The organism is Hyalangium sp. (assembly GCF_035629615.1).
GTDB lineage: Bacteria > Myxococcota > Myxococcia > Myxococcales > Myxococcaceae > Hyalangium.
On sequence record NZ_DASPHO010000626.1, the window covers coordinates 11,755 to 24,327 of the forward strand.

Genomic DNA, 12,573 nt, shown 5'->3' on the forward strand with positions numbered 1-12,573 from the left:
TCCATGTCAGCGCTGAGCCTTCCGGCTCATGCTGGGACTACGGATTGGGCAGACCCCAGGTCGGTGCCCCGGTGCCCCAGTCATCCTTGGTGTTGGTGTCGGTCGCAGTGAGGCGGCGGACCGTGTTGCTCGCCGGAGTGGCGGCCGAGGAAGGGAGCCCCGTCCAGTTGGCCGACACTTCCACGGCCGAGGGCACCGAGATGAGTGTGCACGGCACCCCGTTGCAGTCCGCCGGGAGCCAATGGCCCTGGGCCTGGAGCGCCTGGAGGTTGCCTGGGAACGCGCCCGGAGGCGTGCCGTCAGTCCGCCCGAAGGAGACTCCGTCCTGGATGGCGCCCGCGGCGCTCTTCACCAGGATCAACCGGCTCGAGTACGTGATGCCTGTGGTACCTCCTCCGAAGTCCCAGGCCGTGTCGTAGTTGATGGAGGTTCCACTGGCGGGGAACTGGTCCTTCGCTGTCGTCTCGCTCGTGTACCCCGCAGGCGGGGCGATGTGCACGACGATGAAGTCCCCGGCGGCAACGCTCGCGTTGGGGAAGGTGGCCAGCGTCACCGCCGAGTTGATGTCCTGCTGCAGCACGAAGCCATCCACGGTACCCGCGCTGACCACGACCAGCTCCACGAGATCCATGTTGCTCGCGGCGCTGGGCTGGACCTCGTTGATGCGCAGGACCGCAGGCGTCCGGTATCCCCGGAAGCTGGCGGTGTTCGCCGTCGCCGACACGGCGGTACCGCTCAGGTCCTCCACGGAAGCCGCGGCGGTGACCGTGTAGTCCGCTCCGGGCGTCTGATCGCTCGTACTCAGGGTGACCTGCCGGCCACTGACCTGAGCCGACGTCGCGGTGAGCCCGTTCGTGAAGGTGAACTGCTCTCCCGTGCCCAGGACCGTCGCCGGATCGATGCGACGGTCGAATGTCAGGAGCACCTGTGTGAGCGAGCTGGTCACCGCCGTCACGAGTCTCGGCGCCGGGCAGTTGGTGAGGATGAGGTCCGACGCGGAGTATGCGGACGGCTGGGCGTTGTGGGTCTGGTTCGGCACCGCGCCCGTCGTGAACCGCCACATGGGGCCCGCCTTGAGCGTGAAGCCGCAGGTCTGCACGAGATCGATCGCATCCGGCAGGGTGTCAGGGACACGGAGCCGGAAGGTGTTGGCGGACGTCGTCATGCCCGCGGTGGTGATGTTGAAGGCGACATGCCCACCGCCAGACGCGGCGGGGGCCGAGACGATCGTCCCCGTCAGCGAGATGAGCTCGCTCTCGTACTGGGTCAGCAGCTGGGTCTGCAGATCGTTGGCCCCAGACCGATCGACGGCAAGGCCGGGGGGCGTCGCGGTGTTGAGGTTCTGGACGGGGTAGCCTCGGCCGACCGGGGTGAAGCCGGAGAGGGCGGAGGCAGCCTCCAGCTCGCCGCCGAGCCGCAGGACCTCGCCCACGGTGAGGGTGACGCGGTCGCCCACCTGCACCTGGAGCGTCGTCGCATCGACCGCCACGAACATCGCCGGACCGTCCGGCTCCGCCTGGAGGAAGAAGCCGGCCACATCGGCGCCCAGGGCGGGCTTGATGTAGGTAACGAACGCGTTCTCGATGGTGATCGGCGGGTCTATCGTTCCGATGGGCTTGTTGATGAACGCCTGGATCTGACTGCTGGTGGTGGCCGGGTCGGCGCCCGGCACGGCCTCACACGCCTTGGTGGTGGGGTTGCACGCCTGGGTCAGCGAGCAGTGCGAGTTGTTGCGGCACTGGATGCACGCCATGCGGTCGTCACAGAAGGGCGTCGGAGCCGCGCAGTGGGCATCCGTGAGGCAGACCGTGCACTGACCGCGGCCGTTGCTGACGGTGGTGTCGCAATAATCGGTGTTGCCCGGGGCATCCTCGCACTGCGTATCGGCGGTGCAGCCGCAGATATTGGTCGCCGTGTCGCATGTCGGCCGGGCCGAGGCGCACTGCGCATCATCGATGCACTCAACGCAGATGGCCACGGGAGGCGGGGGCTTGCAGATCGGAGTGGAGGCGTTGGTGCACTCCGCGTCGTTCAGGCAGCCCTCACAGGCCGAGCCCGCCGCGTTGCACGTCTGATTGCCGGCGCAGCCTTCGTTGCTCGTCAGGCAGACCTTGCACGCGCCTGCGCTGTTGTTGGCCGCCGTGTCACAGAGGGAGGTCGGCGAGGAGCAGCCCAGGTCCGCGGTGCTGCTGCCCGGGTTCTCGGTGTCCACACACACCCGGCACGCGCCCGCGCCGCTGCTGGCCGCGATGTCGCAGATCGGGGCGGTACCTGCGCAGCCCAGATCGGTGCCCGTGCCCTGCGCGGAGTTCACGCAGGCCCTGCACAGGCCCGCGCCGCCGCTGGCCGCGGAGTCACAGAGAGGGGTGGTCCCGCCACAGCCCAGGTCATTCTCATCCCCCGTCTCGGAGTCCACACAGGCCTTGCACGCGCCCGCGCCACCGCTGGCCGCGGAGTCACAGATGGGAGCCGTCGCGGCGCAGCCCTGGTCCATGTCGGTCCCCTGGGCGGTGTCGAGGCAGGCCCTGCACACACCCTTGCCGCCGCTCGCGGAGGCGTTGCAGATGGGCGCGGTGTCAGCGCAGCCCAGGTCCGTGTCCGTCCCCTGCGCGGAGTCCACGCAGGCCTTGCACGCGCCCACGCCGCTGGCCGCCGCGGCGTCGCAGACAGGAGAGCTCGCGGAGCAGCCCAGGTCCGTGCCGTTACCTTCGGCCGAGTTCACACAGGCCTTGCACACGCCCGCGCCATTGCCGGCCGCCGGGTCGCACATGGGGGTGCTCGCGGAGCACCCCGAGTCGGTGCTGCCCCCCTGGGCCGAGTCGACACAGGCCCTGCACACGCCCGCGCCATTGCCGGCCGCCGGGTCGCAGACGGGGGCAGTCGCGGAGCAGCCCTGGTCCGTGGCATTGCCAGTGTCCGAGCAGGCCCGGCAGAGGCCCTTGCCGCTGTTGGCCGCGACGTCACAGAAGAGGGGCGCCGAGCAGCCCTGGGTCGCCGAGCAGGTGCGGCACACGCCCTCGCCCGAGCTGGTGTCGCAGAACTCGGTGCCGGCGCACTCGGGCGAGCAGGTGATCTCCGTGGGGGGCTTGTCCCTCAGCTCACACGTGTTCTCGATGCACTGGTACTCCTTGCCCGCGGGGGCGGGCCCCTTCTCGTCTCGACAGTCGAACTGATCGACGCATTCGTCGCCACATGCGGTGAGCGCCAGAACGCACACGAAGGCGCCGAGCGCCTGGAGCCAGTTGCGCATCAACATGAACACCCCTCCAAGGGTTTGACTGGGTGCCAGTACCCTTACACTTCCCTCGGAAGGGTCGTCTACCGATGCCGCCCTGCGCCATCCGCTTGTCACGCAGGGAAACCAGCAAGGCCGGTTTTCAGGGAGTGGGCGTACCGGACCTGCTGGGTTTTCCGGCGTACAGGTCAATCACCTCGGTGAGGGTGTGCTGGCACACGGAGCAAAAAGGGACGCGATCGCGGGTGAACATCACGCAGTCCGCCTGGGGGCGGTAGTAGCCGCGGGCCTCGTACATGGCGCCCTCGAAGGCGCCCACCTTGCCGGCGAACTTCTGCGAGCCGAGGAACTTCTCCTCCCAGTCGCGCTGGGAGGTGAAGAGGGCGTCCATCTCGGACTCGGGGCGGCGCTGGGCGCGAATCTGCTTGCGCTGCTGCTGCACCTGGCGCGCGTGGGTCTCATAGGCCTCCTTGTCCCAGGGCGTGGGCACGGGCGTGCCGGGTGACACGAGCGCCTTCCACTTGAGCTCCGAGGGCTCATTGAGCGCGGTGACGTTGCGCTCCCAGGGCTCGAGTCGCTCCAAGGCGGCGGGCAGGTAGGCGGACTCGGAGGTGTAGTACTCGTCGGCGAGGCCGGCGAAGTGGTGACCGAACTCGTGGACGAAGACGTAGGGGGACCAGAGGCTGTCGGCGGCCACGGTGCCATAGAGGTTGAAGATGCCGCCTCCTCCATAGGTGTTGCCGTTGACGAGGATCTCGACGGCGTCATAGGGCGCGAAGGAGGCAATGTCCCGGAAGGCGCGGTTGTCGAACGTGAGGACGTAGCGCTCACTGCCGAAGGCGTCATAGGTGGCGCCCACGGGCGAGCGGCGGTGGAGGCCGGTGGAGGGCCGGGAGACTCCGGACTCGGCGGCGGGGGGCATGAGGCCCCAGACGTTGAAGTCGGACTTGCGCTCCTTGAAGGGCGAGAAGGTGAAGAGGATGTCCGCGAGGCGGCGGGCGTCCTTCTCGAACTTGGCGCGCTCCCGGGCGGTGTAGCCGTCACCGAGGATGAGCAGGTCGACTTTGTGCTCGGACGGCCCGCTCTTGAGCACCGGCAGGAGCGCTCCAGGCGAGGGAGGCGCGGACGGGTCGACGAACATGTCCTTGGGATCGACGACGAGGGACCAGATCTCGCGGAAGGCGTTCTGCTCATCGCGCTTCTTGAGGATGACCTGGACGGGCTTCTCGGGGGCGGGGAAGCGGAGGGACTCGTGGAAGGTGCGGTGGGAGTCCCTGGCCTCGGGAGTGGTCTCCCACTCGCCGTAGATGGAGGCGAAGCCGCGCGAGTAGAGGAGGCGGTTGGTGGCGCGGTCGCGGACCTCGAAGAGGTACTTGCCGAGGTTGGTTTCGTCGATGGGACGCGAGGGGTTGCCGGGCCAGGAGAGGGGCTCGACGACGAGCCGATCGAGGCTGAAGCGCTCCTCGGAGGCATTCCCGGTGTGGAAGTAGTCGACGCGGAAGGTGCGGGGAGTGGTGGCGGAGGCGCTGGTGGCCACCAGCAGGGCGAGCAGGAAGCGCATGGGGGCGCACTCTAGCTCTCACGCTGGGTTGCTGCTCAGAACGATCCCGAGAGAGAAGCCGAGGCGCCACCGGGGCCGGCCGAGAGACCCACGTCCACGGGGGGCGGAGAGCTCGAGGGAGACACGAGGAAGAGCACGGCGCCCGTGGTGAGCGCGGCTCCGGAGCCGATGAGGAGCCCGGTGAGCAGGTTGCCCTTGGAGGCGAGCGAGTCGCGGAGCTCGAGAGCCTCCTGGTCGTCGGCATTGATGCGACCGTTGGAGTTGAGGCGCTTCTCGAGCGCATCGAGATCCTTCTGGGCCATGAGCCGCACGAGGCCCGAGCCGGCGAGGGCCGCGGCGCCAGCACCCAGCGCCACATAGGAGGCGACGCGCAGGCCCGGGGTCGAGCTGGAGCGCGGTGAGAGTGCGGAGGTGGAGAGGCCCCCCTCGGGGAGCCGGTTTGGCGCGGAGACATCAGGGCTGGACGAGGAGGTGGAGGCGACAGGCGCGTCGGCCGCGGGCTGGTGAGACCAGGGCGCCTTGCCATTGGTGTTGGGGACGACAAGGTTGGGCGGGGCCTTGCCGGTAGTGACGAAGTCCACGAGGGCGGAGAGGGTGTCGGGGGGAGCATCCAATCCCTGGGTCTTGAAACCCCCCTCGCGAACCTTCTGACCGCCCTCGACATTGAGCACGGTGGCGGCGAACCACTTGGGACCGCTGCTGGGAGTCTCGAGGCGCACGACGATGACCTCTTCGACGCCGAGCGTGCCACCAAGGCGGACTGCATGGCTGAGCGTGCGCTCATCCGACCTGTCGGCAGAGGCGAGGCACGGGAACGGGGTCGCCGAGACGGAGCCCTCGTACGCGAGATCGACGAGCACCGGGGTGTCGGTCCCCTGCACCTGGATCTGACGAGGGAAGCTGACAGCAGAGCCCTTCACGACGGTGATGTCGTAGGTGCCGGCGATGACATCAACGGAGACGGGGGTCTGACCGACCTTGAGGCCATCGAGGTAGACCTCGGAGGCGGGGAGGGTGGACTTCACGGAGAGCTTCACCTTCCTGGCCTTGGCGAGCTCACTGCGCACCTTCTCGAAGGCCTGGCGGATGGAGGGAGCGTAGAGGGAGGGGTCGAGCTTGTGCTGAGGCTGGAGGCGCAGGACGTTGCGGAACGCGGCATCGCTCTCCTTCACCTTGCCCATGGAGCGGTAGTTGAGGGCATGGAGGAGGTGGGCGTTGGCGTGCAGCTTCCAGTGGGCATCACCGACAGGGAGGCGGGAGATCTCCTTGAGGGCATCGTTGATGGCCTGCTCGGCCTTGGAGTAGCGGGCCTCGTAGAAGTGGTCCTGGGCGGCGTCGAGCTGACGCTGGATGTCCTCGAAGCTGCCGGAGGACGCAGGGAAGATGCGCTCACTGAAGGCGGCGGGGCTCATCACCTCCTGGTCCTGGCGGGCCTTGAGCGCCGCATGGAACGCCCTGGCCTGACTGGTCAGCTCGGCGTCCTTGCATTCACCGCTGGCCACGACCATCCGACGCGGCGCCGCCTGCGCTGAAAGGGAAAGAATGAAACCGACACAAACCAATATCTTGTTCATGGGCGTCTGGGGTTCAGCAGTCGTGGAGGGATGCCACCAGGTCAGTGGTGGGGCTCGTTGCGAGGTCCTGGATTGCAGGGAGTGTTCCGTCGACCACCGGACAGGCGGACCCGAGATACCAGCCGCTCCGTGCTCCCTACAACCTGTCCCCTCCCAGGACTCGGAAACCTCGTTCTTTCCAGGGCTTGCCTTTCATCCGCCGACCCCTCAGGTCTGGTGCGTCCCGACGGCGTCCTACCTCTCACGGTGGACTGCTCCCAGGCCTTGGACCGTCTCCCAGCGCGGACGGCCGTCCGCCAGCAGGGACTCCCTGCGCCCTCCTTATAGATAGGTACGGGCGACGGCCTGATCTCCCGCTCGCCCACCGGGCAACCGTCTTTGACGAGGTGCGCCAACACGCGTCATGGCCATCTTGGGCACCGGAGATACGGCCTGGGAGGCGCCAGCATGAAGCGCGCATGGAAGGACAAGGTCTTCGTCATCACCGGGGCATCCAGTGGGATTGGACGCGCTACCGCGCTCGCTCTTGCGAAGAAGGGCGCCCACCTCGTCCTCGCTGCCCGTCGTGAGGAGCCTCTCGATGATCTCGCCCAGCAGTGCGAGGCCCTCGGCATCCGCTGCTTGGCCGTCCTCACGGATGTCACGGACTCCGCCGCCGTCCGTGCGCTCGCCACCCAGGCCCTTCATGCCTTCGGACGCATCGATGGCTGGGTGAACAATGCAGGCGTCTATCTCGTCGGGCGCCTGGAAGAGACGCCCGATGACGCCTTCCGCCAGGTGATGGAGACCAACTTCTTCGGCACCGTGTATGGCTCACGCGCGGCGCTCGCCCAGTTCCGTCACCAGGGCCGCGGCACCCTCGTCAACGTCTCCTCCGTCTACGGCTCCACTGCCGGGCCCTATGTCAGCGCCTACGCCGCCTCGAAGTTCGCCGTGCGAGGCTTCTCCGCCTCCATCCGCCAGGAGTTCGAGGGCACCGGCATCCACGTCTGCACCATCCTGCCCGCCTCCGTCGACACACCCCTCTGGCAGCACACCGCCAATTACACCGGCTGGCGCGCCCGCCCCGTCGAGCCCGTCTACTCCCCCGAGCGCGTCGCCCGCGCCATCGTCCACGTCCTCGCGCATCCCCGCCGCGAGCTCTTCATCGGCCCCTCGCGCCGCGCCTTCACCGTCCTCCACAGCCTGCTCCCCGCCCTCACCGAGAAGTCCCTCCGCTCCATGACGGACGCGAAGCACTTCGAGCACCAGCGCCAGCCCCGCACCTCGGGCAATCTCTTCCGGCCCATGTCCCAGGGAATCGGTCGAAGTGCCGGCTACCGCTCGCCCGCTCGACAGTGGTTCAAGCGACTCCTGCTCGCTGGCGGCCTTGTGGCCACGCTCGCTTCGCTGCGACGCACCGCGGCAGCTCGGCGTCTGGGACTCCAGGTCGTGAACGCGCTCGGGGCGTGAGCTCGCCCTCCTCACCCATTGTTGGGAATGCCACACCCCTTCGTGCCTGTCCTGACAGTGCCATGACATGACCTAGAGAGAGTCCAGCCGCCTATGAATATCGCCGTCCTCGTCAACCTCCGCGCACGCAGGGGCTCCGAAGTCATGGGAGGCCTCGTGCAGCGCTTCCTCCCCCTCGCCCGTGTGGCGCTCACCCGATCCCTCGACGAGGCACGCACCTGGATTGATCAGCAGCTCCGGACCAACCCGCCCGCGCTCCTGCTCGCCGGGGGCGGCGACGGCACCATCACCGGCCTGCTCAACGAGATGCGCGCGCAGGGCCTGGCACTCCCAGCCATCGGCGTCCTCCCGATGGGCACAGGCAATGCGTGGGCCCATGTCACGGGCGCACCCCGCCCCGCCGTGGCGCTCAAGCAGCTCGCCGCCTACGGTGAGCGCCTGCCGCCTCTGCGCCCCTTCCGCCTCGTCCGCGTCGAGGGCCACTTGGCTCCCTTCGCGGGCACGGGCTGGGACGCGGAGATGATCCAGGACTTCAAGGGTCAGCTCGCCTCCTCGGGCCCGCTGCGCAACGCTCAGGCCGGCCTGCGGGGATACCTGGGAGCCATGTTCACCCGCACCATTCCCCGGCACGTGTTCGGCGGGGGCGGCCCGCAAGTCTCCGTCTACAACCTCGGGGCTCCGGCCCTCACCGTGGACGCCCACCGCGCCATCCGCCCACTGCCTCACGGCGAGACGGGCGCCCTGCTGTACCGCGGCCCTGCAGGTGTGGCGGGGGCTGCCACCACGCCCGAGTGGGGCTTCGGCTTCAAGGCCTTCCCCTTCGCCCAGGCCATGCCGAACCGGCTCTCGGTGCGCGTCTACGGCGGCAGCGTGCTCGAGGCCACGCGCAACATGTTCAAGCTGTGGCGCGGCCAGCACCCCATGCCCAAGATGCACGACTTCCTCGTGGAGCGCGTGCGCATGGACTTCGACCGCGAGGTGCCGTTCCAGCTGGGAGGGGACTTCCTCGGCCTGCGCCGCTCCGTGGAGTTCGAGCTGGCCGAGGAGCACGTCCAGCTCGTCGACTGGCATCGCCTCTCGAGCCTCGTCAGCGCCTGAGCCACGGAATTCCTCTCACCACCGTCTTCTTCACGAGGCCCTCCGTGTAGGCTGCCCTCCTCGTGCGAGACGCCTTGACTTGGTGTTCGATGGACACTATGTTGGTGTCGAAGATACGCGAAGGAGAGCGACCGTGAGCCACACCTACGAGTACCCCCGGCCCGCCTTGACGGTGGACTGCGTGGTGTTCGGGATGGACGAGGGGGACCTGAAGGTGCTCCTCATCCAGCGGGGGCTGGAGCCCTTCGTTGGCAAGTGGGCGCTGCCCGGCGGCTTCGTCCGGATGGAGGAGTCTCTGGACGAGGCCGCGCGCCGGGAGCTGGAGGAGGAGGCCGGAATCCGCCCCAGCCACATGGAGCAGCTCTACACCTTCGGAGAGCCGGGGCGGGACCCGCGCGGCCGCGTCGTCACCGTGGCGTACTTCGCCCTGGTGAAGCTGAGCGACCACCGGGTCCACGCCTCGACGGATGCGCGCGAGGCGGCGTGGTTCTCCGTCTGGGACACGCCCAAGCTGGCGTTCGACCACGCGGAGATTCTGGGCACCGCGCTCCAGCGGCTCAAGGGCAAGGTGCGCTACCAGCCCATCGGCTTCGAGCTGCTGCCGCCCAAGTTCACCCTCACCCAGCTCCAGCGCCTGTACGAGATAATCCTGGAGCGCACGCTCGACAAGCGGAACTTCCGCAAGAAGATCCTCTCCATGGATCTGCTGGAGGAGCTCGACGAGGTGGAGCAGGACGTCTCTCACCGCGCCGCGCGCCTCTACCGGTTCGATCACAAGAAGTACAAGCAGCTCGAGAAGGCTGGCTTCAACTTCGAGCTGTAGCCGCCCCATCCACCCGCAGTGCCGTCGCCCTGCTCAGGGCACGGGAGAGGTGTGCCCATGCTTCCCTCGTTCGACATCGCCGCCGCCTCCGTCATCGGCCGCGAGCACGCCCGCGCTGGCCGCAACAACCAGGATGCCTTCAGCCTGCTCGCGCAAGGGGAGGTGCTCGCCGCCGTGGTGGCGGACGGGTGCGGCAGCGGAGCTCACAGCGAGGTGGGGGCGCAGCTCGGCGCGCGGTGCGTGGCCCAGGCCGTGCTCGCGGTGGCGGGTGAGGGCCTGTCCGTGGAGGCCCCCGAGTTCCTCGAGGCCGTGCGCAGCCGCGTGCTGAAGTTCCTGAGCAGCCTCACCGAGCAGCTCGGCGGCTCGCTCGTGGGTGAGCACCTGCTCTTCACCGTCGTGGGGGCGGCCGTCACGCCGACGCGGACGCTCGTCTTCTCCGCGGGTGATGGGCTCTGGGCACTCAATGGAGAGGTGCACCCGCTCGGGCCCTTCCCGAACAACGCTCCACCGTACCTGGCCTATGGGCTGCTCTCCTCGGGCGCCGTGCCCCTGGAGCGCCAGGCGCTCGTGCCGACGGATGAAGTCATGGCGCTGATGCTCGGCACGGATGGGGCGGCGGATCTCGCGAAGCTCACCGAGGCCCGAGTGCCCGAGCGGGACGAGCCCGTGGGCCCGCTCTCGCAGTACTGGACGGACGAGCGCTACTTCCAGAACCCAGACGCGCTCCGGCGCCGGCTCACGCTGCTGGGCCGCGAGTCCGTGCGCGCTGACTTCACCGCGCACCGCCTGGTGCGCACGCCGTCGCTGCTCGCGGACGACACCACGCTCATCGTCCTGCGCCGCCGCATGGGGAGGGCCTGACGCCGTGGACGTCTACCTCGAGGGGAAGAAGGTGCGGTTGGATCCGACGCACGCGCTCGGCAAGGGCGGCGAGGCGGACGTGTTCGACCTGGGCGATGGGCGCGCCCTCAAGGTCTTCAAGCCTCCCGAGCACCCGGACTACCAGGGGCTGCCCGAGGAGCAGACGGCGGCGCGCGCTCGCCTGGACGAGCACCAGCGCAAGCTGCGCGCCTTCCCGAAGGTGCTGCCCGCCCGAGTGGTGGTGCCGCAGACGCTGGCCCTGGATCGGCGCGGGAGCACCGTGCTGGGCTACGCCATGCGCAAGCTGGACAACACCGAGCCCCTGCGCCGCTTCAGCGACCCGGTCTTCCGCCGCGCTGGAGCCACCTCCGCGCACGTCGCCGAGGTGATGCGGGGCCTGCACCGCACGCTCGAGGCCGTCCATGGCAGTGGCGTGGTGGTGGGGGACTTCAATGACCTCAATGTCCTCGTGTCCGGCGTGGACGCGTACCTCATCGACGCGGACAGCTTCCAGTTCGGCTCGTTCCTCTCGGCCGTCTTCACCGAGCGGTTCCTGGACCCGCTGCGCCTCACGGGCACGGCGGTGACAGCGCTGAGCCCTGGCCGCTCAGCCTCTCCAGACAGCGACTGGTACGCCTTCGCCGTGGCGCTGATGCAGAGCCTGCTGTGCGTGGGGCCCTATGGAGGGGTCCATCGGCCCCAGCCGCCCACGCCGCGCGCCACGCCCGCCGTGCGAGTCCACCAGCGCCTCACCGTCTTCCACCCGGACGTGCAGTACCCGAAGCCCGCGCTGCCGCTGGCCACGCTCCCGGACGATGTGCTGCACCAGCTTCACCGGATCTTCGTGGAGGATGTGCGCGGACCCTTCCCGCCGCGGCTGCTCGACGGCCTGCGCTTCACCGTGTGCGCCACGTGTGGGGTGGAGCACGCGCGCCTCGCGTGTCCAACGTGCAGCCCTCACGCAGCGGCGGCCTCGACTCCCGTCACTTCAGCCAGGGGGCAGGTGTCCGCCACCCGGCTGTTCTCCACGCGTGGCGTGCTCATCCACGCCTGCGCCGAGGAGGGAGTGCTGCGCTGGCTCTACCACGAGGACGGAGCCTACCGGCGCGAGGACGGGCGCCCCGTGCTGCATGGCCCGCTGGATCCGTCGCTGCACTGGGCCCTCCAGGGAGAGGTGACGCTGGTGGGCCGCGGCGGAGAGCTGGTGGTGCTGGCCGCGGGCCGTCCTCCCGAGCGGCTGGGCGTGGATGCCCCTGAGGGCCGCCCCGCCTTCGCTGCCAACGCGCGCCACCGCTACTGGGCTCATGCGGGAGGGCTGTGGCGGGATGGCGCCTACGGGGCCGAGCGCATCGGCGACGTGCTGCAGGGGCAGACGCGGCTCTTCGTGGGGCCACGCTTCGGGCTCGGCTTCCATCGCGCCGGCAACCTCCGCGGGGCCTTCGTGTTCGACGCCACACGGCCTGGCCTCAAGGATGGACTGGCGCTGCCGTGGCCCGCAGGGAAGCTCGTGGACGCGGACTGCCTCTTCGATGGGCCGAACGCCTGGCTCTTTCTCGCGGAGGAGAGCAACGGGCGTACGGTGCACCACTGCGTCGTGGTGGGCTCGGACGGGGCTGTGCGCGCCAGCGCGCATGCGGAGGCCGGGGATGGCTCGTGGCTCGGCTCCCTGCGCGGCAAGTGTGCGGCGGGGGATGCGCTCTTCGCCGCCACAGAGACAGGACTCACCCGCGTGGAGCTGCGACAGGGGCGGCTCGAGGCCGTGCGCGAGTTCCCCGATGCCGAGCCCTTCGTCGATGCCGACTGTCGCCTCTTCATGACCCGCAACGGCCTCACCGTCGTGCGCCGCCAGGACATCTCCGGCCTGCGCATGGCGTGAGGCATGAGGCTGCCGGTGCCATGCCTGCGAATAGAGGAGGGAAGATCATGAAGGGTTGGCGTGCCGAAAATCACCCGTCAGGGATGAGCCAAT

8 protein-coding genes are annotated in these 12,573 nt (G+C 69.0%); 5 read left to right on the forward strand and 3 right to left on the reverse strand.

Translation table 11 applies throughout. The features are described 5' to 3' along the window. Nucleotides 1-37: 37 nt before the first annotated feature. The 3 genes from VD972_RS31895 to VD972_RS31905 form a co-directional block, all read right to left on the reverse strand. The gene (locus VD972_RS31895) at nucleotides 38-3,256 is read right to left on the reverse strand and encodes an Ig-like domain-containing protein (protein ID WP_324992561.1); all 3,219 of its coding nucleotides are present in this window, start codon (nucleotides 3,254-3,256) and stop codon (nucleotides 38-40) included. Nucleotides 3,257-3,377: 121 nt separating this feature from the next. After that, nucleotides 3,378-4,796, reverse strand: a complete 1,419-nt coding sequence (locus tag VD972_RS31900) for an IgA Peptidase M64 (RefSeq protein ID WP_324992562.1) — start codon at nucleotides 4,794-4,796, stop codon at nucleotides 3,378-3,380. A gap of 35 nt (nucleotides 4,797-4,831) precedes the next feature. Further along, a complete protein-coding gene (locus tag VD972_RS31905; protein ID WP_324992563.1) occupies nucleotides 4,832-6,304 on the reverse strand; it encodes a PEGA domain-containing protein in 1,473 nt (490 codons plus the stop codon). Nucleotides 6,305-6,817: 513 nt separating this feature from the next. Here VD972_RS31905 and VD972_RS31910 point away from each other — a divergent pair. The 5 genes from VD972_RS31910 to VD972_RS31930 all read left to right on the forward strand — a co-directional run bounded on the left by VD972_RS31910 (nucleotide 6,818) and on the right by VD972_RS31930 (nucleotide 12,480). Next, entirely contained in the window at nucleotides 6,818-7,822 is a 1,005-nt protein-coding gene (locus VD972_RS31910) for an SDR family oxidoreductase (RefSeq protein ID WP_324992564.1), read from the forward strand. Between the two features lie 93 nt (nucleotides 7,823-7,915). Beyond that, nucleotides 7,916-8,920: a diacylglycerol/lipid kinase family protein gene (locus tag VD972_RS31915; protein ID WP_324992565.1), complete on the forward strand. Its 1,005-nt coding sequence runs from the start codon at nucleotides 7,916-7,918 to the stop codon at nucleotides 8,918-8,920. A gap of 133 nt (nucleotides 8,921-9,053) precedes the next feature. Beyond that, nucleotides 9,054-9,743, forward strand: coding sequence for an NUDIX hydrolase (locus VD972_RS31920; protein ID WP_324992566.1), 690 nt, complete (start codon nucleotides 9,054-9,056; stop codon nucleotides 9,741-9,743). Nucleotides 9,744-9,794: 51 nt separating this feature from the next. Then, a complete protein-coding gene (locus VD972_RS31925) occupies nucleotides 9,795-10,604 on the forward strand; it encodes a protein phosphatase 2C domain-containing protein (protein ID WP_414654167.1) in 810 nt (269 codons plus the stop codon). A gap of 4 nt (nucleotides 10,605-10,608) precedes the next feature. After that, a complete protein-coding gene (locus tag VD972_RS31930; RefSeq protein ID WP_324992568.1) occupies nucleotides 10,609-12,480 on the forward strand; it encodes a hypothetical protein in 1,872 nt (623 codons plus the stop codon). Nucleotides 12,481-12,573 lie beyond the last annotated feature (93 nt).